Annotated in this window: 21 protein-coding genes; 17 read left to right on the top strand and 4 right to left on the bottom strand. The window is 61.4% G+C overall.

The window, feature by feature from the left end; translation table 11 throughout:
* Positions 1-32: 32 nt before the first annotated feature.
* The 15 genes from ychF to HGA39_03060 all read left to right on the top strand — a co-directional run bounded on the left by ychF (position 33) and on the right by HGA39_03060 (position 15,646).
* A complete protein-coding gene (gene ychF, locus HGA39_03130; protein ID NTW28343.1) occupies positions 33-1,097 on the top strand; it encodes a redox-regulated ATPase YchF in 1,065 nt (354 codons plus the stop codon).
* A gap of 208 nt (positions 1,098-1,305) precedes the next feature.
* Positions 1,306-2,478 carry a GuaB3 family IMP dehydrogenase-related protein gene (locus tag HGA39_03125; GenBank protein ID NTW28342.1) on the top strand — a complete coding sequence of 391 codons (1,173 nt, stop codon included), beginning with the start codon at positions 1,306-1,308 and terminating at the stop codon, positions 2,476-2,478.
* Positions 2,479-2,484: 6 nt separating this feature from the next.
* On the top strand, positions 2,485-4,035 hold the full coding sequence (guaA, locus tag HGA39_03120) for a glutamine-hydrolyzing GMP synthase (GenBank protein ID NTW28341.1): 1,551 nt from the start codon (positions 2,485-2,487) through the stop codon (positions 4,033-4,035).
* Positions 4,036-4,421: 386 nt separating this feature from the next.
* Positions 4,422-6,701 (top strand): molybdopterin-dependent oxidoreductase, encoded by a 2,280-nt coding sequence (locus HGA39_03115; protein NTW28340.1) that lies wholly within the window; start codon positions 4,422-4,424, stop codon positions 6,699-6,701.
* Between the two features lie 26 nt (positions 6,702-6,727).
* Positions 6,728-7,060 (top strand): oxidoreductase, encoded by a 333-nt coding sequence (locus HGA39_03110; GenBank protein ID NTW28339.1) that lies wholly within the window; start codon positions 6,728-6,730, stop codon positions 7,058-7,060.
* A 416-nt stretch (positions 7,061-7,476) separates the two neighbouring features.
* The gene (locus tag HGA39_03105; GenBank protein ID NTW28338.1) at positions 7,477-7,629 is read left to right on the top strand and encodes a hypothetical protein; all 153 of its coding nucleotides are present in this window, start codon (positions 7,477-7,479) and stop codon (positions 7,627-7,629) included.
* 147 nt (positions 7,630-7,776) lie between these two features.
* Complete coding sequence (locus HGA39_03100) at positions 7,777-8,805, top strand: hypothetical protein (GenBank protein ID NTW28337.1); 1,029 nt, start codon at positions 7,777-7,779, stop codon at positions 8,803-8,805.
* Positions 8,802-9,017: a hypothetical protein gene (locus HGA39_03095; GenBank protein NTW28336.1), complete on the top strand. Its 216-nt coding sequence runs from the start codon at positions 8,802-8,804 to the stop codon at positions 9,015-9,017. Before HGA39_03100 ends, HGA39_03095 begins: the two co-directional genes overlap by 4 nt.
* Before the next feature lie 87 nt (positions 9,018-9,104).
* On the top strand, positions 9,105-9,386 hold the full coding sequence (locus tag HGA39_03090; protein NTW28335.1) for a chorismate mutase: 282 nt from the start codon (positions 9,105-9,107) through the stop codon (positions 9,384-9,386).
* Positions 9,383-10,183 (top strand): 3-deoxy-7-phosphoheptulonate synthase, encoded by an 801-nt coding sequence (gene aroF / locus HGA39_03085; protein NTW28334.1) that lies wholly within the window; start codon positions 9,383-9,385, stop codon positions 10,181-10,183. The genes HGA39_03090 and aroF overlap by 4 nt, the downstream gene beginning before the upstream one ends.
* 63 nt (positions 10,184-10,246) lie before the next feature.
* Positions 10,247-10,528, top strand: a complete 282-nt coding sequence (locus HGA39_03080; protein NTW28333.1) for a hypothetical protein — start codon at positions 10,247-10,249, stop codon at positions 10,526-10,528.
* A complete protein-coding gene (locus HGA39_03075; protein ID NTW28332.1) occupies positions 10,518-11,015 on the top strand; it encodes a type II toxin-antitoxin system VapC family toxin in 498 nt (165 codons plus the stop codon). Before HGA39_03080 ends, HGA39_03075 begins: the two co-directional genes overlap by 11 nt.
* 77 nt (positions 11,016-11,092) lie before the next feature.
* Entirely contained in the window at positions 11,093-13,327 is a 2,235-nt protein-coding gene (locus tag HGA39_03070) for a UvrD-helicase domain-containing protein (protein NTW28331.1), read from the top strand.
* Positions 13,328-13,354: 27 nt separating this feature from the next.
* Positions 13,355-14,983 (top strand): putative manganese-dependent inorganic diphosphatase, encoded by a 1,629-nt coding sequence (locus HGA39_03065; GenBank protein NTW28330.1) that lies wholly within the window; start codon positions 13,355-13,357, stop codon positions 14,981-14,983.
* Entirely contained in the window at positions 14,984-15,646 is a 663-nt protein-coding gene (locus HGA39_03060) for a phosphatase PAP2 family protein (GenBank protein NTW28329.1), read from the top strand. It abuts the gene before it with no gap.
* A 114-nt stretch (positions 15,647-15,760) separates the two neighbouring features.
* On the opposite strand, the gene HGA39_03055 is transcribed toward HGA39_03060, so the two are convergent.
* The gene (locus HGA39_03055; GenBank protein ID NTW28328.1) at positions 15,761-16,852 is read right to left on the bottom strand and encodes a response regulator transcription factor; all 1,092 of its coding nucleotides are present in this window, start codon (positions 16,850-16,852) and stop codon (positions 15,761-15,763) included.
* Positions 16,853-17,961: 1,109 nt separating this feature from the next.
* On the opposite strand from HGA39_03055, the gene HGA39_03050 reads away from it, so the two are divergent.
* The gene (locus tag HGA39_03050) at positions 17,962-19,425 is read left to right on the top strand and encodes an FAD-binding protein (protein ID NTW28327.1); all 1,464 of its coding nucleotides are present in this window, start codon (positions 17,962-17,964) and stop codon (positions 19,423-19,425) included.
* A 68-nt stretch (positions 19,426-19,493) separates the two neighbouring features.
* Entirely contained in the window at positions 19,494-20,057 is a 564-nt protein-coding gene (locus HGA39_03045; protein NTW28326.1) for a cytochrome c3 family protein, read from the top strand.
* A gap of 199 nt (positions 20,058-20,256) precedes the next feature.
* Here the strand turns inward: HGA39_03045 and HGA39_03040 are convergent, their stop codons facing one another.
* The 3 genes from HGA39_03040 to HGA39_03030 all read right to left on the bottom strand — a co-directional run bounded on the left by HGA39_03040 (position 20,257) and on the right by HGA39_03030 (position 23,517).
* Positions 20,257-20,907: a L,D-transpeptidase gene (locus HGA39_03040; GenBank protein ID NTW28325.1), complete on the bottom strand. Its 651-nt coding sequence runs from the start codon at positions 20,905-20,907 to the stop codon at positions 20,257-20,259.
* Positions 20,908-21,034: 127 nt separating this feature from the next.
* The gene (locus tag HGA39_03035; GenBank protein ID NTW28324.1) at positions 21,035-22,795 is read right to left on the bottom strand and encodes a GHKL domain-containing protein; all 1,761 of its coding nucleotides are present in this window, start codon (positions 22,793-22,795) and stop codon (positions 21,035-21,037) included.
* Positions 22,792-23,517, bottom strand: coding sequence for a response regulator transcription factor (locus tag HGA39_03030; protein ID NTW28323.1), 726 nt, complete (start codon positions 23,515-23,517; stop codon positions 22,792-22,794). The genes HGA39_03035 and HGA39_03030 overlap by 4 nt, the downstream gene beginning before the upstream one ends.
* Between the last annotated feature and the right edge of the window lie 10 nt (positions 23,518-23,527).

Raw genomic sequence — 23,527 nt, 5'->3', positions numbered from 1 at the left:
GCGTTCCGGTGCTTCTGCCGAGGAGTCTAGACGTGGCGCTTTCCCTGGGAATCGTCGGTTTGCCCAATGTGGGCAAGTCCACCCTGTTCACCGCACTGACCCGCAAGATGGTCGACGCCGCGAACTATCCGTTCGCCACGATCGAGCCCAACGTCGGCATCGTGGCGGTTCCGGATGCCCGGCTTGAGCGCCTTGCCGAGATCGTGCACCCTCAGCGCATCATGCCGGCCACCGTCGAGTTTGTCGACATCGCCGGGCTGGTCAAGGGCGCGAACGAAGGGGAGGGTCTGGGCAATCAGTTCCTCGCCAACATCCGCGAGACCGACGCCATCGCCGAGGTCGTGCGCTACTTCACCGACGAGAATGTCGTCCACGTCGAAGGCCGGGTCGATCCCGAGAGTGACGTCGAGACGATTCGAACGGAACTCGTCCTAGCGGATCTGGGCACTCTGGAACGCGCGCTTCCGCGGCTTGAGAAGGAAGCCAAACGCGACAAGACACTCGAGCTCAAGATCGAGGTCGCCAAACGCCTACAGGTCTGGATGAACCAGGGTCACCGCGCGGCCAAGATGGACATGACTCCCGAGGAGCGCGAGTCGGTGCGCGACCTGCATCTGCTCACCATGAAGCCGATGCTCTACGTCGCCAACGTCGACGAGTCGCAGGTCACGAAAGAGCTGGCGCTGGTGGATGGCGTGCGTCCCATCCCTATCTGCGCCCAGATAGAGGCAGACGTCGCCGAACTCGATCCGACAGAGGCAGCCGAGTATCTCGCTGATCTCGGCTTGTCTGAGCCTGGTTTAAACGCGCTTATCCGCGAGGCATACCGCCTGCTCGGCCTGCAGAGCTACTTCACCGCGGGAGAGAAGGAAGTTCGCGCGTGGACGATTCCGATCGGCGCGAAGGCGCCACAGGCAGCCGGCGTGATCCACTCGGACTTCGAGCGTGGTTTCATCAAAGCCGAGGTCATCGCATATGAGGACTATGTCGCGCTCAGCGGGGAGAAGGGCGCCCGCGAGGCAGGCAAGATGCGGCTTGAGGGCAAAGAGTACGTCATGGCTGACGGTGATGTGGTGCACTTCAAGTTCAACGTGTAGAATACTCACACCGGGGCGCAGTCCGGATGGATTTCCGGTTCCGCGGGCCACTCTTCGTAGCATTAGGTCGGACCAGGCAGCTCGCTTCTGCAACTCGGCGACGATTGCCTGGTCTCGTCGTATCTGGAAGACCCGCCGCCCTCGTCCCCGGTGAAAGTGGAACCATCGCCCAAAGAGGCGTTTTGACTTTCAAGGAGGATGCGCACATATGGAGATCGAGATCGGACGCGGCAAGACGGCACGGCGGGCATACGGATTCGACGACATTGCGATCGTGCCATCCAGGAGGACTCGGGATCCGCGCGATGTGGATATCACTTGGCAGTTCTCGTTCCGCGGTCGTGATTACGTCTTCCCGCTTCCTGTCCTCGCCTCAGCTATGGACGGTGTCGTCGATCCCGCCTTTGCGATCACCTTAGGCAAATTGGGCGGTCTCGCGGTCCTGAACCTCGAGGGCATCCAGACCCGTTACGAGGATCCGGCGCCCATGCTCGACGCGATCGCTTCTTTCGACAAGGAAGAGGCAACCGCGAAGATGCAGGAGATCTACAAGGAGCCGATCAAGCCTGAGCTGATCACGAAGCGCGTTCGCGAGATCAAAGACGGCGGCGTTCTTGCCGCCGCATCGCTCACTCCCCAGAACTGTGAACGCTACCTAGAAGCTGCCCTTGCCGGCGGTCTCGACCTCCTTGTCATCCAGGGCACGGTCGTCTCGGCTGAGCACGTGAGCAGCTACGACAAGCCGCTCGACTTGAACGCCTTCGTCGAAGCTCTCGACATCCCGTGCATCATCGGCGGTTGCTGCAGCTACCAAGGCGCTCTGCACCTCATGCGTGCCGGCGCCGTGGGCGTGCTCGTGGGTGTGGGCCCAGGCCATGCGTGCACCTCGCGCCGCGTGCTCGGCATCGGTGTGCCGCAGGCCACCGCTATTGCCGACGCAGCTGCCGCTCGTACCCGCTTCCTTGAGGAGACGGGCAAGTACTGCCACATCATTGCCGATGGCGGCATGCGCACCGGTGGCGACCTCGCTAAGGCGATCGCCGTTGGCGCCGACGCCGTCATGATCGGCTCGCCGCTCGCGAGTGCCTCTGAGGCGCCCGGCCGCGGCTACCACTGGGGCATGGCGACCTTCCACCCGGATCTGCCTCGCGGCACCCGCGTCAAGGCGACCATACGCGGCACGCTGCAAGAGATCCTGCTTGGCCCGGCGCACCAGAACGACGGTACCCTGAACCTTCTCGGCGGCCTGCGCACTTCGATGGCCACGACCGGCTACGAGAACCTGAAGGCTTTCCAGAAGGCCGAAGTCATGGTTGCCCCGTCGCTTCAGACCGAGGGCAAGGTACTGCAGAACACGCAGGGCGTCGGAATGGGCCGGTAGCAGCCGGTGGCGCAACAACACGAGAACCAGCCCACCGTCTTCGTCCTGGACTTTGGCGCGCAGTACGCGCAACTGATCGCACGCCGCGTGCGTGAAGCCCGCGTCTACTCCGAGATCGTACCCTTCGACATTTCTGCCGAGGAGGTCGCACGTCGGGGTCCGGCCGCGATCATCCTGTCGGGTGGTCCCGCGAGCGTGTACGCCGAGGGTGCGCCGCATATGGATCCCGCCGTGCTCGCGCTGGGCATCCCGATCCTGGGTTTTTGCTACGGCATCCAGGAGATGGCGCTGCAGTTGGGCGGGGAGATCCCCAAGACCGACATCGGCGAGTACGGCTTCGCGCAGCTCGAGGTGCTCGAGCCCGAGTGTCAGCTGCTCGACGGACTGCCGGTCATCTCGCAGGTCTGGATGAGCCACCGCGACAGCGTCGGCACCGTACCGAGCGGCTTCACCGTCACCGCGCGCACGGGCACCACGGCAGTTGCCGCGATGGAGGACGCGGAGCGCAAGCTCTACGCCACGCAGTTCCACCCCGAAGTCGCGCACACGGAGTTCGGCCAGCAGATCATCCGACGCTTCCTCCACGACCTTGCGGGCATTCCGCCGCTCTGGACGATGGTCAACATCATCGATGACGCGGTCGAGAGCATCCGCACGCAGGTCGGCGACGCCAAGGTCATCTGCGGCCTATCGGGTGGCGTGGACTCGAGCGTGGTCGCGGCGCTGCTGCATCGCGCGATCGGTAATCAGCTCACCTGCGTCTTCGTCGACCACGGCATGCTGCGCCTGAACGAAGCCGACGAGGTCATCCGCGTCTTCCGCGACCAGTTCCGCGTCGATCTCGTGCACGTATCCGCCGAGGATCGTTACCTGTCGCTTCTGGCCGGGGTCACCGATCCCGAGAAGAAGCGCACAATCATCGGCGAGGAGTTCTGGAAGGTCTTCTTCGACGAGGCGACCACGCTTGAGGGCGTGCGGTTCCTCGCGCAGGGCACGCTGTATCCCGACGTCATCGAGTCGGGCAACAAGACGGCCGCCAAGATCAAGAGCCACCACAACCTGATTCCGTTTCCGGAAGGCGTCCACTTCGAGCTCATTGAGCCGCTCAAGGCGCTTTTCAAGGACGAGGTGCGCGCGGTGGGTTCGGAACTCGGCCTTCCCGATGAGATCGTCCATCGCCAGCCGTTCCCGGGTCCGGGCCTTGCGGTCCGCATCATCGGCGCCATCACGCACGAGAAACTCGAACTGCTTCGCAAAGCCGATGCGATCGTCCGCGAGGAGATCGGCGCGTGGGACACGGAGCGCGGCGTGTGGCAGTACTTCGCGGTTCTGCCCGACATCCGCTCGGTGGGCGTCATGGGCGACGAGCGTACGTACGGCCATCCGATCATCATCCGCGCGGTCTCCTCGGCCGATGCGATGACGGCGGACTGGGCGCGGTTGCCGCACGACCTGTTGGCTAAGATGAGCAACCGGATTATCAACGAGGTCGAAGGCATCAACCGCGTCGTCTACGACATCACGAGCAAGCCTCCCGGCACGATCGAGTGGGAGTAGAACGTACGAACAACGTGGTTTCAGACGGCATATGCTCGCATGACTCACGTCAGACCGTGCCGTTGATCGAGGAAGAGCGAGCAGACCCCTTCGTCCCACATCATGCCCGCCACAAGACCGAATGGGGACAGCGTTTGAGCCCAGTCGGAAGACGATAGGTGGGAGATCGGCGACTGTGGGCTGCTTGAGGCATTCCCGAGATGGGGCTAGACCAATTAGGCTAATGCCTGTTTTGTCCGTTACTTCGCACGCTTCTCATGAACGTTCGGCTGCTGTGCCTGATGCGCGCGTCTTGTCGCCCGCCGTACGGTTCCCTTTGGGGTAACACCTCGGATCTCCTTCGTGCGCCAGTGAGGAAGTCCGCGAAGAAGCAAAGGAGAACAGATATGGGCACGACAGACGAGAAGAAATGGATGACGGAGGAAGACGGCATCATCAAAGTGCGCTCTTGCGCCTGGTCCGCGCCTGGTGATCACCCCACGGGATGCGGTGTCATCATGTCCGTCAAGGACGGCAAGATTATCAAGGTCGAAGGAGATCCTGAGCATCCGATAAGCCAAGGACGCCTGTGCCCCAGATGCTTGGCCTTTGACGAGGTTCAGTACCATCCCGACCGTCTGCTGCACCCGATGAAGCGTGACCCAAAGGATCGCGGAACAGACAAATGGGAGCGGATCACGTGGGACGAGGCCTATGATCTCATTGAGACTGAGGTTCGCAGGGTTTGGGAACAGCACGGCCCCGAATGCTGCTTCGTCATCACAGGCACTGGCCGTGAGACTACGCTGTGGGCGAACGTGTATGCCACCAACGTACTGGGTTCCCCCAACAGGACCGGTGTCATCAGCGGTGCTTCCTGCTACGGTCCCCGCTGCACCATGGCCAACTATCATCTTGGAGCTGGCTATCCCGAGCTCGACTACGCGGCGTTCTTCCCGGATCGTTACGACGATCCGCGCTACGAGGTTCCCAAGTACATCGTCATCTGGGGCAAGGACCCGATCTATTCCAACTCCGATGGTTTGTTCGGCCATGCCGTCGTCGACCTGATGCAGCGCGGCTCGAAGCTCATCGTGATCGATCCCCGCCTGACGTGGCTGGCTGCCCATGCCGAGTATCATCTGCAGCTGCGCCCCGGCACCGACGCCGCTCTCGGCATGGGCTTGGCCAATGTCATCATTCAGGAGGATCTCTACGACCACGAGTTCGTGGATGAGTGGTGCTACGGTTTCAAGGCATTCGCCGAGTGTGTTTCTGAGTGGACGCCCGAGCGCGTCGAGGAAGTCACGTGGGTTCCCGCCGACGTTCTGCGCGAAGCTGCCCGTGCTTTTGCCACGAATGGCCCCTCCTCGGCTATGTGGGGTTTGGCTTTCGATATGCAGGAGAACGGCGTGCAGGCTGGCCATCTCTTCTTGGGTATTGTTGCCATTTGCGGTTACCTGGACGTTCCCGGCGGTCTAACGCTGGCCGCTCCCGCATCATTCATGGGCAAGTGGCGCTACGATGCCGTTGTGTCCCTGCCGCCGGAGACTCGCGACAAGTTGATCAAGCCGCTTGACGGCCGCTATTCCGTGTACACGACCGGCGGAGCCATGCCCGGCGCCCTTGGCGACACCATGATCGACTGGCTGGAAATGGAGAACCCGCCGTTTCCTCTGAAGCTTGGTTGGATCGTCGGCAGCAACCTTCTTGCCTGCTCGGCTGCACAGCCCGAGCGATGGCTGAAGAACTTGCAGCAAGTGGAATTCTTCATCGCCAATGAGATATTCATGACCCCGACCGTTATGGCTCTGGCCGACCTGGTCCTCCCGGTTTCTACTTGGGCGGAGCACATCGGCATTGTCATGCCCCATTTTGGCCGCAACACGCACTTCCTCGGAGCCATGAACCAGGCCGTCGACCCCGGCGACACCAAGAGCGACTTCCAGATCATGCTTGATATGGGCAAGCGACTGCGTCCCGACATATGGCCATGGGAAGACGAGGAAGCGTTCCTCGATGAGCAGCTGCATACCGAGTACGACTGGGACTTCAAGGATCTCCAGCAGGATGTCGTGCGTCAGCAGCCGTTCGAGTACTACAAGTTCCGCACCGGCAAGCTTCGCGCCGACAAGGATCCCGGCTTCGATACTCCGACGGGTCTGGTCGAGCTGAAGTCGAGCATCTATCCGATGTTTGGCGAAGAGGCCCTACCGTTCTTCAAGGAGCCGTACTACAGCCCCTACAGCGACCGCATCTCCGACGAAGTGAAGGCCGAGTACCCCCTCGTCCTTACCACTGGCGGCCGCAATATCTTGTACTTCCACTCCGAGCACCGCAACGTTCCCAGCCTGCGCTCGCTGCATCCCGATCCGCTGGTCACCATCCATCCCGAGACCGCCGCGAAGCACGGCATCTCTGATGGCGACTGGGTGGCCATCGAGAACCCTGAGGGTCGCTGCGTTCAGCGCGCCTCTTTGAGCTATGAGGCTGATCCGAGGATCATTCACTGCGAACATGGCTGGTGGTTTCCAGAGCAGACCAGCGAAGCGCCCAACTTGTATGGTCCCTTCAAAGCCAACCCCAACAACCTTATCCCGCACGAGATCATTGGGTCGACTGGCTACGGTGCCAACTACAAGAGCGTCATCGCGAAGATCTACAAGGTCGACGGACTGGATTCCTAGGGCAACTGAAAGGAGAAGGAGCAACTATGTCGAAGTACGCCCTCATCATCGATTACAAATACTGCACCGGATGCCACACCTGCGAGGTTGCATGTCGCAAGGAGAAGGGTCTGCCTGTTGAGGAATATGGCATCAAAGTAACCAAACAGGGTCCCGTCAAGCTCGGCGGCGCGTGGATGTACGACTACGTTCCCATCCCATCGAGTCTTTGCGACATGTGTGAGGATCGCATCGAAGCCGGGAAGCGTCCCGCATGCGTGCATCATTGCCTAGGCGCATGCATGACTGCGGTTCCCATCGAGAAGATTGGCGAGACCGTATCCGGGAAGGGCGAGAAGGTAGTCTGTTTCATACCGTAAGCGATTGCGGGGCTGCATCGGCCTTCTCAGTTCCGGTGCAGCCCGTAGCATCTGTTTTGGCAACGTCCATTCTTTAGGGAGAGACCATGTGCTTTAGACCCCCCACCGTGAGCTTGTCGGTAAAATGCCCCGACTGTGGCAAGAAGATAAATGAGGTCATGGGGAACATCCCGAACATTTGTCCGTTTTGCGAAGCCGACGTATCTGAGGCAGTCGCCGCAGTGAAGGGCGCACCGGCTCCGGGCGCGCCCATGGCCCCCGCTGCCCCTGGAGCACCAAAAGCCCCTTCTGTTCCTACGGCACCAAAAGCCCCTTCTGCTCCAGTTGCGCCATCTGACAAGTGATTGCCCTTGCGCATCGACTTTGGCCGCATGGCTGAAGACACAGTACAATTAGTCCTTGATGAAAGGAGAATCATGGCTGAAGAGAAGGATCTCAAGGAACAAAGCAAAGAAGAACTGATTGCTTTGTACGAAAAATACAGCAGAACTCCCTCTAACCCGGTTTCTTCGATCTTGGCTGCAAAAGTGAAGAGCGAGCTCGAGAGCCGCGGAGAGACACTTAAGTAAGTGATCTCCAAATGGAGTGGAGTAGCCCTTGGGCTATCTCCGAGAGTCAGCCTTGAACGTCGGCGCGCCATCGCCGACGTTCTGGCGTTTCTCAAACGGACGGGTATCATGGGTTCATCTTCCATGCGCTGTTGAGGGGATGAGCCCATGAAGGTCGATCGCCGCGCATTCTTGTGGTCCGTGATCGCCGCGGTTCTTGTAGCCGCGCTCATTCCGGTCTTCGACGCCTTCCTGGTGCCCCAAGTCGCACTCATTCCGGACAAGGGCTCTGCGTGGTATTTCTGGAAGCTTCCGGATGCAACATGGTGGACGCGGGCTTCGGTGTGGATTCCGTACCTAGTTCAGCAGGTTCTGGTGTGGTACCTGATCTACAGGCTCACCACCTCCAAGAAGCGCGTCGACGACTCTCTTTCGAAGTGGAACTGGTGGCTTCTGGGCGTCAACGGCGTGTTCGTCGTGATCCACTTTGTCCAGACATCGCTGTTCTACGACGGACTGGCTCAGGACGTCCCCATCTGGAGTTCGCAGTACTCCGTTGTCGGGATGCTTGTGCTGATCCTCATCATGAAGAATCGCTGGCGCGGGCTGTTCTTCGGCCACAAGGTCCGGCTGCCCAAGGACGGCGTGCTGATGACCACCAGGGTTCACAGCTACTACATTGCCTGGGCGGCGATCTACACGTTCTGGTTCCATCCTGTGGTCAGCACGTGGGCGCACGTGATCGGCTTCTTCTATATGTTCCTGCTGCTCATCCAAATGTCGCTTGCCTACACGCGAGTACACATGAACAAGTATTGGACGCTTGTTCTTGAAGTGATCGTGCTCATCCACGGCACCGCTGTGGCGTTCTATACGCAGCGCTCGATCATCTGGACGATGTTCTTCACCGGGTTCCTCACGATCTTCATCGTGACCCAGATCTACGGTCTCGGGCTTCCGAAGTGGGTCATCCGCACGGCATCTGCCGCATACCTGCTCCTGTCGCTCGGCCTCTACACCTTCTATCCGAGTGGCGCTTTCTCGGGCGCACGGCTGGCGAAGGTCTACGAGATAAGCTTCATCCCTGTCACCGAGTACGCGCTGGTGTTCGTAGTCGCTGCTGCACTGTGGGCGGTCAGCTTGCTGCCTCCGGTCCGGGCGAGACTGCATCCGAGCCGGGAAAGGGCGGCGCGATGAGCTGCTATCTGCGCAGTATGCACTGGCTGTTCGAAGCCCTCGATCTCGAATACGACAAACCCAGCCGCAAGCGTGTCGACGCGGCGATCCGCGAGGTGCTTGGCTCGCCTGCAGATGCGCACTGCCCGGAGGTGTGGGCGGCGATCAAGGGTCTCTCGGAAGCGGAGCGAGCCGATCTGACTCCGCGAGTGGCGGAGCTGCTGGCGCGATAGGCAGACCTTTGAGCGCCGATTCGGCTACAATGCTTGCCACCGCCTTCTCCGTGGCCTATGGGTCCAGATGCAAAGGGGCTTTTTGAGATGACAACCAACGACACCGCCGCAGCCGAGCGCATCGCGCAGATTCGCGCCGAGATCGACGAGATCGACGGCCAGCTTGTGGAGCTGCTCAACAAGCGCGCCGAGTGCTCACTGGAGATCCGCCATCTCAAGCCCGTCGTACACTGGGGCTTGTACGACCCGGCGCGCGAGGAGGAGATTTTCGTCAACCTCGCGAAGCACAACAAGGGCCCGCTGTTCGCCGACAATCTCCGCGAGATCTACTCGGCGATTCTGCATGTGATGAAGGAGCTGCGAGGATGAGCGGGCAAAACGCGCCGGCCATCGGCGCAGTCACGCGCGACAACAACACGTGCACCATCATTGCTGGGCCCTGCTCGGTGGAGACTCGCGAGCAGATGCACGAGGTCGCGGCGTGCCTGTCCGAGCTCGGCATCAAGGTCATGCGCGGCGGTGCCTACAAGCCGCGAACGTCGCCATTCTCGTTCCAAGGCCTCGAGGAGAAGGGGCTCGAACTCCTCCGCGAAGCCGCCGACGAGTACGGCCTGCTCGTGGTCACCGAAGTCACCGACTCAGCCCACGCCGAGCTCATCGCCGAGTACTCCGACATGATCCAGATCGGCACGCGCAACATGGCCAACTTCAGCCTCCTGAAGAAGGTCGGCCAGGTCACCGCCGAGAGCGGCAAGCCTGTCGTCTTCAAGCGCGGCATGGCCGCCACGATCGAGGAGTGGCTGCAGGCCACCAACTACATCACCATGTCCGGTAACGAGAACGTGATACTGTGCGAGCGAGGCATCCGCACGTTTGAAACGGCGTACCGCTTCACACTCGATATCACGGCCGTGCCGGTCGTCCAGAGTCTCTCGCTGCTGCCCATAATCGTCGACGTTTCACACCCGGCCGGCCGAGCGGACCTCGTGCCTGCTATCTCGCGTGCCGCGGTGGCGGTGGGCGCGGACGGCATCATGGTCGAGGTGCACCCGGACCCTCGCGGAGCGCTGTGCGACGGTCCGCAGTCGCTCGACCTCGAGGGGATACGCGCCCTGGTCGCAGACCTGCGAGGCGTGGCGGCTTCGGTGGGGAAGACGCTGGCGTAGGACGCACCGAATTCGGTGTATACTCCGAGTAGAGAATAGAGTTCTCCACTAGGAGGTGGCAAGATGGCTAAGATCAATATCTCGCTTCCGCAAGAGCTGCTCGATGAGATCGATTCTGAAGCGGACGTGTTGTGCATCACACGGAGTGGGCTGATACAAGAGGCGTCGGTTCGGTACATCACGGCAGCTCGAACAGATCGCGAAGCCGAGATCAAGCGCCTGCGCATTGAATCCGCCGCTAAGCGGATGAAGCAGATTGGCACGCGTTTGGGACTGGCTGGTGTAGACCCGGTTGCACTGATCGCCGAGGCGCGAGCTGCCGAGGAGACCCGCCATGAAGGCTGACGCGTCGCTGATCGTGGTTGATGCGAGCATCGCCGTGAAGTGGTTTGTGACCGCGAACGAAGACGGTGTACCCGAAGCGGACAAGCTGCTCGCCGCGCATGCTGCGGGGGAGGTGCAGCTTGTCGCCCCGACGTTGCTCGTGCATGAACTGTGCAACGTGTTTGCTCGGCGGAATCGGGAGGTGCCCGACTTGGCTGACGCCATGGGCACGTTTCTTGACGCCGGCGTGACGCTTCTTGGGCCCGATCGTGAGCAGGTCCTGTTGGCAGCGGAGCTGGTCGAAAACGGTATCTCCGCTTTTGACGCCGCCTATGTCGCGCTTGCGCAGGTTCTTGGTTGCAGGCTGGAAACGGCTGACCGAGCGCTCGCGAAGCGGGTTGCGCTTCTGACGATGAAGAAGATCGCCGCAGGGCCTGTGCTCGATTCGCGGCCATCACGGGACATTCTTCGGGAGATCCGCGAGACGAACGACAGCAGGCCGATCTGAGATGATCTCACAAGAAGTCCGACTCCCCAGCCGATAGCGCCTCCCGGGGCCTCTCGGCATGGTAAACTACCCGTCCCATGAATATCGATCTCTCCACACTCAATCCCGCGCAGCGTCAAGCCGTGCTGACCACCGAAGGCCCGCTCCTCGTTCTCGCGGGGGCCGGCAGCGGTAAGACGCGCGTACTCACGTTTCGCATAGCACACCTCGTCGGCGATCTGGGCGCTAGTTCCGGCGAGATCTTGGCAATCACGTTCACCAACAAGGCCGCCGCCGAGATGCGGGGGCGTCTCGGCGAACTCGTCGGGCCCCGCGTGCGCGACATGTGGGTGCTCACCTTCCACGCGATGTGCGTGCGCATGCTGCGATCCTACGGCGAGCTACTCGGCTTCACCCGCAACTTCACCATCTACGACGCCGACGACTCCAAGCGCCTCATCAAAGAGGTCATGCGCGAGTTCGATATCGACGAGAAGCAGTATCCGATCAACGGAATCGCCAACAGGATCTCGGCGGCCAAGAACGAGCTCATGACGGCGAGCGCGTTTGCGGCGAAGGCGGCCATGCCGCTTGACCGCAAAGCTGCGCAGGTCTTCGAACGCTACCAACAGCGCCTGCTCACCTCCAACGCGATGGACTTCGACGATCTGCTGCGCAACGCCTACCGGTTGCTTTCCGAGCACCCGCATGTGCTGAGCGTGTATCAGAACCGCTTCCGCTACATCTCGGTGGACGAGTACCAGGACACCAACCACGCGCAGTACCAGATCACCAACATGCTGGCGGCCGGCCACGGCAACCTCATGGTCGTCGGCGACGACGACCAGTCGATCTACTCTTGGCGTGGGGCGGACCTGCGAAACATCCTCGAGTTCGAACGCGACTATCCTGTGGCCGCGGTGGTCAAACTCGAGCAGAACTATCGCTCGACCGCCCGCATCCTCGCGGCCGCAAATGCCGTTGTCGCGAACAATCCCAACCGCAAGGTCAAGACGCTCTTCACCGCCAACGCCGAGGGCGAGAAGATCTCGAGCTACCTCGCGACCGACGAGCGCGACGAAGCGCGTTTCATCGCGGGCGAGATCGAGCGGCTTGTCCGCACCATGTACCGCCACTACACCGACATCGCCGTGTTCTACCGCACCAACGCGCAGTCCCGCGTGCTGGAAGACGCGCTCATGAAGGCCGGCGTGCCGTACCGAATCGTCGGCGGCACGCGCTTCTTCGACCGCGCCGAGATCCGCGACGTGATGGCGTACCTCAAGGCCGTCGTGAACCCCGCCGATGATATCTCGCTCAAGCGAATCATCAACACACCCAAGCGCAACATCGGCTCAACGACGGTCGAGCGCGTGGAGTCTGCTGCGCATGAGGCCGGCGTCGGCTTCGAGACGGCGCTTCGCTCGGCCGCCGATGACGACACTCACCGCTCGGGCGCCCGCACCGCGATCGCGCAGTTCACGGAGCTGCTCGACGAGCTGCGCTCGATGCAGGGCGACCTGCGTCAGCTCGTCGAGATGATCGTGGCCCGCTCGGGCATGCTCGACGCCTACGAGGCCGAGCGCACCGACGAGGGAATGAAGCGCGCCGAGAACGTCCGCGAGTTCTTCACCGTCGTCGCCGAGTTCGCCGAGAACCACGATACGCCCGATCTTCCCGCATTCATGGAATGGCTCGCGCTTCGCACCGATCTTGATTCGATCGCTGAGGGCGACGACTTCGTCACGCTCATGACCGTGCACACGGCGAAAGGCCTCGAGTATCCGGTCGTGTTCGTCGTCGGGCTTGAGGAGTCGATCTTCCCGCACGCGAACTCCATGTTCGATCCTTCCGGTCTTGAGGAGGAGCGCCGCCTCGCCTACGTCGCGATCACGCGCGCCCGCGAACGGCTCTACCTGACGCACGCGAACTCGCGCTCGATCTACGGCACCACCCAGCACAACCCCACGAGCCGCTTCGTGAGCGAGATTCCCGCCGAGCACCTTCTGGCTTGCGGTGTGGGCTCTGACGGTGTGTCAGGCGGCGGATGGGAGAAGCGCGGCGACAGGCGCGGAACGCTCGGTCATGGCACGGGTGCCGGCGCCAGTGGCGGCCGCGTGTTCGGCTCCGGCGCGCCGGCGGGCCCGGTCTCACGTGCGCCCAAGGAATCCGCCGAGACGTTTTGTCCAGGTGACATCGTCGATCATAAGGCGTTCGGGCGCGGGCGGGTGCTGTCGGTCAACGGCGACGCGCTCGAGATCAGATTCGACCGCACCGGAGAGACGAAGAAGCTGCTGGTCGGGTACGCTCCAATAGTCAAGCTCAAGCCTTAAGTCCGCGAGCGCGGCGCAGGAGGAAACATGGGCCAGATCCTCGTCTTCGGCCACAGGAATCCCGATAACGACAGCATCTGCTCGGCTGTCGCATACGCGCACCTCAAGAACGTCACCGACGCGTGCGACGTCTATCTGCCGGTGCGGCTCGGGCCGCTGCCCAAGGAGACCCGCTGGGTGTTCGAGCGCTTCGGTCTTGATGCGCCCGCCGAACTCGAGCACGTTCGAACCCGCGTTCGCGATGTCATGACGCCCGAACCGATCACGATTCGCCCCGAGGACCCGATGCTTGCGGCCGGCCGCATCATGCGGCAGCACGGCGTGCGTGGCGTACCGGTGGTCGACGTCGATGGCCGTGCGGTGGGCTTCGTGGGCGAACGCGTGCTCGCCGAACACTACCTCGACGAAACGGTGATCGCAGGGTTCCAGCGCATGCCGGTAAGCGTGGAGCAGCTTGTGCTCGCACTCGACGGCGAGCTTCTGTGCGGCGACGCGGGAGCCGAGATCAGCGGCGACGTCATCGTGGGTGCCGCCGAGCCCTCAACGATGGCTGCGCGCATCCGTCCGGGCGACACGCTCATCGTGGGCGACCGCCTTCGCACTCAGCCGATGGCGCTGGCAGCAGGTGCGGCGTGCCTGATCTCGACCGGCGGCTTCCGCCCTGCCGACGACGTCATTGAACTCGCGCGCGCCAAGGGCGCCGCCGTTGTCGTCACCTCGCGCGACACGTACTCGGCTGCGCGCCTGGTTTCGCTTGCGCATGCGGTCGGCGACCTGATGGACACCGACGTGCTCACGGTCGGCCCCGAGGCACTGCTTGCCGAGGCGGCGGAGGACCTCCTCGCCAGCTCTCAGCGCGAGGCCGTGGTGAGCGGGGAGGATGGCCGGGTCGTGGGCATTCTCACACGTACCGATGTCGCGCGCGGGACGCGGCGGCGCGTCGTGCTTGTCGACCACAACGAGGTCGCGCAGTCTGCGCTGGGGATCGAAGACGCGACCGTGGTCGAGATCGTCGATCATCACCGCGTGGGGGACATTCAGAGCGCGAGCCCGATTCTGTTCCTCAACATGCCAGTCGGTTCGACGGCCACGATCGTGGCGGCGCGCTTCCGAGAGCTCGGCGTGGAGATTCCGGCCGCGATCGCGGGGATCCTGCTCTCGGCTATATTGACGGACACCGTGCTCCTGAAGTCGCCGACCACCACCGACACCGATCGCCGCATCGCCACTGAACTCGCGAGCACCGTGGGAGTGGACCCGATCGAGTTTGGGATGGAGCTTCTGCGCTCGCGACGGGTCGGCGAGGTGTTCTCGGCGGAGGGTGTGGTTCGCGCGGACGCGAAAGAGTTCCGCGTGGGCAAGGGGACGCTCCTGGTCTCGCAGTATGAGACCGTCGACGCGAACGCCGTCATGGAGCACGCCGACGAGCTGCGCGCGACGATGGAGACCCTGCGCGAGGCGCGCGGGTACTCGGCGGTCGTGCTGCTGGTGACCGACATCATGCGCGAGGGGAGCGAAGTTCTCGCAGTCGGTGCGACGCGCGGGATCGAGCGCGCGCTGGGGATCTCGCTCGTAGGTGGCTCGGCGTGGATGCCGGGCGTGCTTTCGCGCAAGAAGCAGATCGCCGCGCGTCTCCTCGAAGCGGCGGACGCGTAGGTGGCCCGGGCGAGAACGCGCACGCGCCGCATCTGGCCGCTTCTGGCGGGGGTGGCTGTGGCCGCCCTGTGCCTCGCAGCATTCTTCGAACTCGCCGAGGACTTCCGGATCTCCTCGGCGATCGCGAAGTTTGACAGCAGCGTCACAGCAGCTGTGCACGCCTGGCGCACGCCCGAACTGACGCGCGTATTTATGCTCGTGACTTCGATTGCGAATGGCGCCACGATGTGGCTGCTGGTCGCTGTGGTCTCGCTGGGGCTCTACGCGTTCAGACACCGTGCCGAGGCGATCGCGCTTGCCGGGACGGTCGGGGCGGGAGCGCTCCTCGGGGCACTGGCGAAGAACCTGTACGTGCGGACGCGGCCTCCATCCGGCAATGCCCTGATCGCGTTGCCGACGTCGTACTCGTTCCCGTCCGGTCATGCGCTGGCATCACTGCTGTTCTTCGGCATGTTCGGGGTGCTCGTGGGTTATGCGGTCAAGTGCGGATGGCCCCGGGTACTGACTGCTGTGGTCGCCGCAGTCGTGATCGTGCTGGTGGGGCTTTCGCGGGTCTACCTCGGCGTCCATTGGCCCAGCGATGTGATCGCGTCGTGGCTGTTCGGCGGGGCGTGGTTGTCGTTGTGCGCGGGGGCGTATGCGAGTTGGCGGCGCAGGCGCTAGGGACAAACTGTTCCTAGCGCCACTACAGGCAGGCCATCTCCCATTCAAGCTTTCGTTCCTGTTGGCTGGATTCTATTCCCATGAACCATGCCTCATAGGCTACTGGTCAGCAGCTCACTCATTGATTGTGATGGATTCCACAAGTTGAATCATCGCTTCGCGCGTGTGTATGCCAAGCTTCTGGTAGATGTGGCTCATGTGGGTCTTCGTGGTGTTGTAGGAGATATATGTGCTGCTCGCTATCGATTTTGCGCTCTTCCCCCTGACCAAGTACCGCAGCACTTCCTCCTCGCGTGTCGAGAGTGCGTACTGTATCGCTGCGCCATGGCATTGGCGGGAAATGCTGTCTATCATGGTCATTCCCGGCTCGGCAGGGATCCGAAATATGTTGTACTTCTCTCCGGACTTGGCCACGGGCAAGAAGCGTTCACTCTCTACCGAGGACTTCCTCAGTTCGCGACATAGGCATAGAGCGAGGCACACAGCCGCGTAAAGTAACCCTACTACCGCCGTAGTAGAGGTGCTCCCCGCCATGTTCCCAAAGACGATTCCTAAGATGCAGCCGATATTTGAGGCGATGATCCCTAGTGCGAAGACTTGCGTCGGAAGATGTCTGCCCGGGTTTGCCGCATCTACCTCGGAATAGAGATAGACCATGAGCAGGAAGCAACCGGCAAAAGTGAAGAAATGGGCGATCGAGGCGTCTTGGGATACGAAGAAGGGCATTGCCAGACACGCAATCACCACAACGGGGAAGAACAGACGTGGGAGAGTCTTGCTCGGCAGCCTCTGCAGCAGAAACAGGTCGACTGCAGCTACGCCCACAATCGTCAATACGGCACTCGATATTATCAGGGTCCAGGGCAACCGCGCACTTGCCGCCGGGAAACCGGTCCGGAAGACTCCTTGTGCGAATGACAAGGAAAGGCAGCAGAGCAGCAACATTGCCAGATGTGTTCCCTGCTCTCTTGCCAGGGCCGTTCCCCTCTGAGAGGCTGTCACAGTCACTCTCTCCTGTTTCAGGACGGACCCGGCCTTCGACGAGGAGTCGAAGGAATAGAGGAAGAACAAGGCCGAACAGATCGGGGCCAGCGTGCAGATTATCAAGGCCACGACAAACGGAAGCGAGACGACGAGCAGATAGAACATGGTATCCAATGCCATGGCCAGAGCGAACAAGCTGCGTTGGATCCGTTTTGATGCCAAATCCTCGGAACACTCCCGCCAGCAGAGCGCAAGCGGTCCTGCTCCAATACCAGTGAGCACACATCCAGGAATCATGAACTGGAGATACCCATCGACATTCAACGCAATAGAAACCAATGCGATACCCGCTGCTGTCACACATGCTGACGCTACTACTATGGGGATTCTCTGGACTAGGGGACCTATCCGTCTGACGAGAAAATATGCCAGTGCCAGGGAGACCGCATTCGCGACCAGAGTCACCAGCCATGCGTTCATTCCATGGTAGGGCGAATCGCCATACCACACTAGGAAGCTGAAGACCCCTGCGATCAACCAGAGCAGATAGAAAGAGATCCCAAGCAGAAGCAGGACGACTCTCAGAATCTGAGGCATTCCGTGCTCATTCACGACGAGTCACTTCCCAAGGACAGTCGTTTGGCAATACGAACCCCCGAAGCGAAAGAGAGCCATCCCATGAGGCTCACAGTCAGTTGGCATCATAACACTAGGAGATCGAGTCACGAGAACCGCACGCCGGTGCTTCGGTGAGGTGGATGCAGCGACGGAGACAAGCCCAAAGGCGGGGAGCGGTGCCCCTTGGCCTTCCTGAAGTCGAAAGAGCCTCAGGGGCGGCACATCCCAGTCGTGCTTGGCTTTTCCTTCCATGCCGCACGGCTAGTCAGTTGAGGCTTTCTGCCGAGACTCCACTCGGTGCGTATGCAAAGGGTCTACTTACCGACTATCACACGCCACGGGTGATGCGAATACAAGAAGCCGCACATGGATTCATCCGCGGCGAGTGATACCGCCGTTTTGCCTCCCCTTCTAGACTCGTTATGAGGGAAAGAAGACACTGAGCTCTAAGGGAGGAAGGGATTTCAATGATTACTGTTTCAGAACAAGGTCCAAGGACGCTGACGAGAAGGGCATTTCTAAAAGGCGCAGCGTTGACCTCTATGGCCATGGGAGTCGCTGCGGCAGGGTGCACTTCTCAAAGTCAGGGAGCGCAGGATACTGGGACTGCAAAAGGAACTAAATACACCACCTATGAGAACTCCGCAAAGATAGGAATCGTACAGAACACGTCTGTTCAAGAAACGTTCGACTTCGTGGTTGTGGGGGCGGGTTTGACTGGTCTCACGGCCTCGATGATCGCAGCAGAACAGATGCCGAAGGCGAAGATACTCTTGCTCGAGAAGCTTTCCGCTACTGGCGGGAACAGCAATTTTGCGGAGATCAACGCGCCGGCTCGTGCAACAACCTATGCGGCCGCTAGGCAGAAGGCTCTTGACATGTTCAAGGCTAGCACGTATCTGAAGGATCCGGCACTGTTGGTCAATCTGTACCTCGATGCAGCCAAGAACTCGGCATGGCTCTTCACCAAACACGGCGTTCTTCTCGACGAAACCCATATGTACTATGAGACTCGCAACGGTGCCAAATCGATGGCGAAACTCACCAGCCAGATCAAGTCCGACTCAGCCTACGCTAATGTCGAAATTCGCTTGAACACCCGAGCGACCGCACTTCTGTTGGCCAGTGATCACAAGTGCACTGGCGTGCAAGCTCTCGACGTTGTCTCTGGCGCGTACAAGAACATCAACGCAAAAGCTGTCCTGTTGGCCACGGCCGGCATGGGAACCAACTTGGACCTGCTCTCATACTACACGGGCGAAGATGTGCAGCAGAAGTGCCTCGGGCTCGGTGCCGGTCAGGATGGCGACGGTCATCTTATGGTTGAGCAGACCGCTCATGGCATGTGCAAGGGCGTTTATCCCACGGGCATGTTCCACAATGTGAAGGGATTTTCTTTTTCCTCGCCGCTAGGAGTCGCCGTGGCCCTGCAGCCAACGAACGTCTGGGTGAATCAGCGTGGTGAGCGATTTGTGAATGAAGAGGCGACTTCTGTGTATCCCTTCATCCCGGCTGGCAAAGCCATCGAGACAGAAGGCTATTGCTTCTCGATATTCGGACAGAATCTGAAGAAGTACTTCGAGACAAAGGGGTCAGACGCGCTCTGGTACTACTACTACAAGACACCTACCAGTCTCGACAGTGATCTGGCGAAGTACAAGGACAATAAATACGTCTTCACTGCGCCAACTCTTGAGGGGCTTGCGCAAGCGATGGGAGTGCCTAGTGATACGTTCGTGAACACTATCAAGGCCTATGAAGCGAACGTGACAGCTGGTACCGGCGACTCTGTTCTCGGCAAGACCGCAAAATACATGGTTTCTCTCGGTGACGGCCCCTACTACGGATTCAGGATCTTCTCCGGCATTATTCAGACCAACGGAGGAATCCGTATCGACGAGTCCTGCCGTGTCTGTGATCCGTTCTTCACCCCCATCGAAGGCTTGTACGCTGGAGGCATCAGCGTCCACGGTTTCAACGTTGAGGTATACAGCACCGGCACATCTCAGGCCGTGGCTCTATGGAGCGGAAGCGTGGCCGCTCGTCATGCCGTAGCAAACCTTCTCGGTGGGACGGTTGCCAAAAACTGGTATGGCGACAAGGAATACGATGGGCCTCTGGCCGATCGTACTACCGCGAATCCCCTCAAACAACTGCTCGGAAATGAGCCTAAATAGCTGACGTCGCATGGCAAGCAGACTGTTAGAATCGCCACTCCGTGAATGCCACAGGAAGTGAGTCGTAGATGTCAGACACCGAAGCCCTAATGGGCTCCGTGAAGTTCAAGAAGTCCCGAAAGAGACTCTGGATCACGCTGGGCATCATTATCATAGTAGTCGTTGCCCTTGTCGGCGGGTTCTTCTACCTTCACAGCAAGCCGAGCTTCTGCAACGCCATATGCCATTCACCGATGAACGCGTATGTGAATGGCTATTACGGCAATGACGGCAAGCTCCTTATCACCGCGCATGCAGACAATGGGGTCTCATGTCTCGACTGCCACGAACCCGCGCTTTCGGAGCAACTTGCCGAGGCCGGCAAGTGGGTGACCGGCAACTTCAACGATCCGCTTGAGGGGCGCAAGTTTGCCACCCCTAAATTCTGTCTTCAGGAAGGTTGCCACAACTATGATGACGTCACAAAGGCCACTGGAGACTACGGCGGCGGTGAGAATGCCAACCCCCACAGTTCGCACCAAGGGGTGATGAACTGCTACGAATGCCACAGTATGCACGGCACTTCGACTCTCTTCTGCAACAGCTGTCACAGCTGGGAACTCCCAGAGGGTTGGAAGAATCCGGACAACTGAGAGTCGGTTCTCGATCGATAGAGCAGTGAGGCAGCGGTTCGGGCTTCTGGGCCGCTGCTCTTCTCTTGCCTTGCAGCATATTCGGGCACCGGTCGGCTATGCGGTCAAGCGCGGATAGCCTCGCGTGCTGAAGCGTTGGCTGTAACGGTCGTGATCGCGCTAGGGCGTATGTGAGCTGGCGGCGCAGGTAGGATCGCTCCTACTTGACCACTACGACCCTGGTTCCCACGGCCGCCCAGCTGTACACCAGTTTTGCATTGTCGTACGCGATCCTCACGCAGCCATGCGAAACCGGCTGGCCCAGCCCGCCGACGGAGACTCCTGCAGCATCGATCGGAACCGAGTGGAAGCCGATGTTGTTGCCCTTCTCCGATTTGGCGAAGATCGTGAAGTAGTAGAACCGCAGGTCAGCTTCGTATGAGGCCTGCTGGTGATCGGACACGCTGTATGTTCCGGGTACCGGGTAGTACTCGCCCGTCGAGCAGAGGTAGGTAGCGACCTCGTTGCCGTCCTCGGCGAAGAGCGTGATCTCCTGGCGGCTCCGGTAGACGACGATCGTCCGCTTACCGTCGGTTTTGTACGTCGCAGCGGGTTTGGGGGTCTCGGCCGGCGGCGTCGCGACAGGCGGGGTTGAAGCCGGCACGGATGCCGTGGCCACCGCCGATGCCGGGGATGACGTTGCTGCGACGGAGGCTGAAGCCGCACTGCTGTCCGCCGAAGTGTTCTCGGCGCGTGCCGGCGAGACTAGGTGAACCACGCCAGCGATCGCGCCCACGACAACAAGCACGCCGACAACGGCGATAGCGCTTGCGATCCACCTGTCGCGGCGTGCGCGCCTGCGTCGCCGCATCGCGCGTTCTTCCGCTCTGTTGTCTCTCAGGTCATCCTGCACGGTACTCGCATCCTCCAAAACGCCCGCTAGGCATCCTAGCAGGTGGCATGGGTTTGAGCCACGCGCTCTTCGAACTCAAAGCTGCCTACTGTGCTCTCGGCAGCGTCACGGTGAACGTCGTGCCCACGCCGACCTCGGAGCTCACGGTGACGGAGCCTCCGCTTCTCTCGGCGACATGACGCACGAGCGCGAGGCCCAGGCCGGTGCCGCCGCTCTCCCGGCTGCGAGCACGGTCAATGCGGTAGAAGCGCTCGAAGATGCGGGGGAGGTGTTCGGATTCGATGCCGGGGCCGGTGTCGGTCACGAGCAGGCGAACCTCGGAAGGGGTTGCCTCAACCGAGACTCGTACGGAACCCTCGGCGGTGTAGGCGATCGCGTTGTCGATCAGGTTGTCGAGAACTATGGCTACATCCGTGGGCTCGGCGGCAGCGGCGAATACGTCGATGCCGCGCACCGCCGAGAGGTCCGCGCTGAGCGTGAGGCCCTTGCGGCCGGCGGCCGTGCGGTGCCCGACAAGAGCGTTGTCGAGAGCCTGCCTGACGTCAGTCACCGCATCAGGCGAGGGGATCGACTCAAGACGGGAGAGGTCGAGCAGGTCGCCCACGAGGCGCTTCAGGCGCGCGGCTTCGGCCTCGATCTGGCGCGTGAAGGCGAACGACTGCTCGGCGTCGCCGTCCTCGGCAGCGGTCTCGGCGGATTCGGCCAGCAACTGAATGCCGGCAACCGGCGTCTTGAGCTCGTGGCTCGCGTTGGCGACGAAATCGCGGCGCATGCGGTCGAGCCTGGCGCGCTCGGTGATGTCGGTGACGACCACGAGAGTGCGTCCGTTCTCGGCGGCGTCGAGCGGGACGACGAGGAGGCGCAGCGTCCTCCCAAACGGATCCGGATCGAGGTCGACGGCGACGTGCCGCCGCTCGCCGAGCGGGCCGAGAATGGCGGCCACCAGCGACTCGGGGAGTCCGGACCGGGCGAGCGGCACCTCTCGCCGATCGCCCGTGGCCGCGCGAAAGATCCGGCCGGCAGCCCGGTTCGCGTAGTGGATAGCGGTGCCGTCCAACAGGAAGACGGCGTCGGTGAGGCCGTCGAGGGCTGCGCGCAGCGTCTTCTGCTCGCCTTCAAGGGCATCGATCCGGTCGCGCATCTGATGCTGAAGCGTCTCGAGCGCGTCTGCGAGCGCCTTGAGGTCGGCCGGCACCTCCGGCACCCGCGAGTGCAGGTCGCCTGAGGCCATGCGCTTCGCGATCGCCGAGAGGTCGCGGATCGGGAGCGCGGCAGCACCGCTCGCCCAGGTCGCGATTCCTGCCACGATCGCCAAGGCGGCAAGCAGCAGCCCCAAGCCGATACTTCTGGACGTGTTCGCAATCTGCTCAACGTCGGTGAGAGGCCGAGAAATGCGCAGAGCCGCCGGCTTTCCGGCGATGGTTGCCGGTACCGCGACGTAGATCTCCCGTTTGTCCTCCGTGCTTGAAACGCGCCTTGAGATGCCGACCTCGCCTTTGAGCGCCGCCGCTATCTCGGGGCGTGACAGGTGGTTCTCCATAGTCGAGGCGTCGTTGTTGGTGTCGGCGAGCACCGTTCCGTCCGCCGAGACAACAGTGAGCCGAAGGTCGGAATTGGCGACGAGGCGCTTGGCGACATCGCCGATCGGCTCCGTTGACGCGTTGGCGTAGAGTGCTGCGGCGCGTGCTGTCTGCGTGAGGTTGCGTTCCTCCTGGTTGACGACTGCGGTGTTCAGTGGGCCGTACATTGACCAGATCCAAGCTGCGGCAAGAACAGTTGCGACCAGAATGTAGCCGAGGACCAATCGGGCACGGTACGAACCCCGCATGTACTCGGGGCGTTTCATCTGCGCACCCCGCCGTTCGGCTCAAGGTCGGACTTGAGGATCGGTTCGAAGCGGTACCCCATTCCGTGAACCGTGTGGATGTAGATGTAGTCCGACGGGTCCTCAATGGCCTGCCTCAAGCGTCTCACGTGAACGTCGATGGTTCTGGAAGAGGCGAGATGCTCGTAGCCCCACACTTCCTCGGCAAGGAACTGGCGCGTGGAGAGCTGGCCGGGACGCTGCGCCAGTGCGAGCAGAAGCTGGAACTCTTTCAGGCGCAGGCGAGGTTGAGTGCCGCGCACCGAAACCCGGAAACTCTTTGGGTCGATCGTGAGGTCGCCCACTTCGATGAGCCGATCGCCGGCGAGGGCCTCCTTGGCACGAACCCGCCTCAGATTGGCGCGGACGCGGGCAAGGAGCTCCTCGGTCGAGAAGGGTTTGGTTATGTAGTCGTCGGCGCCGACGTCTAGGCCGCGCACCTTGTCACGCTCGGTGTCGAGCGCTGTCACCATGATGATGGCGGTCTCTTTGTCGGTTCGCCGGAGACGCTCAGCGATTTCATAGCCGTCCATACCCGGCAACATGAGATCCAGAAGAATCAAGTCGGGCTGGATGCGCGCGGCAGCTTCCAGGGCCTCGCCGCCGTCGCTGACCGCATGGACGGTGAACCCTGCACGTTTCAGGGAGTACTGAACTGTCTGACGAATGATCGGATCGTCTTCGACAACGAGCAAGGTTGCCACGTTTCCTCCT

The organism is Coriobacteriia bacterium, from assembly GCA_013336165.1.
Taxonomy (GTDB): Bacteria; Actinomycetota; Coriobacteriia; order Anaerosomatales; family JAAXUF01; genus JAAXUF01.
The sequence above is the reverse complement of the archived record's forward strand: the minus strand, read 5'-3'. Positions and strand labels throughout refer to the sequence as shown.

Coding starts and splice junctions, on each gene's coding strand:
- HGA39_03040 (NTW28325.1), bottom strand. CDS start 20,907: ATGCGGCGACGCAGGCGCGCACGCCGCGACAGGTGGATCGCAAGCGCT.
- aroF (NTW28334.1), top strand. CDS start 9,383: ATGAGCGGGCAAAACGCGCCGGCCATCGGCGCAGTCACGCGCGACAAC.
- HGA39_03070 (NTW28331.1), top strand. CDS start 11,093: ATGAATATCGATCTCTCCACACTCAATCCCGCGCAGCGTCAAGCCGTG.
- HGA39_03125 (NTW28342.1), top strand. CDS start 1,306: ATGGAGATCGAGATCGGACGCGGCAAGACGGCACGGCGGGCATACGGA.
- HGA39_03065 (NTW28330.1), top strand. CDS start 13,355: ATGGGCCAGATCCTCGTCTTCGGCCACAGGAATCCCGATAACGACAGC.
- HGA39_03035 (NTW28324.1), bottom strand. CDS start 22,795: ATGAAACGCCCCGAGTACATGCGGGGTTCGTACCGTGCCCGATTGGTC.
- HGA39_03095 (NTW28336.1), top strand. CDS start 8,802: ATGAGCTGCTATCTGCGCAGTATGCACTGGCTGTTCGAAGCCCTCGAT.
- HGA39_03075 (NTW28332.1), top strand. CDS start 10,518: ATGAAGGCTGACGCGTCGCTGATCGTGGTTGATGCGAGCATCGCCGTG.
- HGA39_03045 (NTW28326.1), top strand. CDS start 19,494: ATGTCAGACACCGAAGCCCTAATGGGCTCCGTGAAGTTCAAGAAGTCC.
- HGA39_03100 (NTW28337.1), top strand. CDS start 7,777: ATGAAGGTCGATCGCCGCGCATTCTTGTGGTCCGTGATCGCCGCGGTT.
- HGA39_03110 (NTW28339.1), top strand. CDS start 6,728: ATGTCGAAGTACGCCCTCATCATCGATTACAAATACTGCACCGGATGC.
- HGA39_03080 (NTW28333.1), top strand. CDS start 10,247: ATGGCTAAGATCAATATCTCGCTTCCGCAAGAGCTGCTCGATGAGATC.
- HGA39_03090 (NTW28335.1), top strand. CDS start 9,105: ATGACAACCAACGACACCGCCGCAGCCGAGCGCATCGCGCAGATTCGC.
- HGA39_03115 (NTW28340.1), top strand. CDS start 4,422: ATGGGCACGACAGACGAGAAGAAATGGATGACGGAGGAAGACGGCATC.
- HGA39_03105 (NTW28338.1), top strand. CDS start 7,477: ATGGCTGAAGAGAAGGATCTCAAGGAACAAAGCAAAGAAGAACTGATT.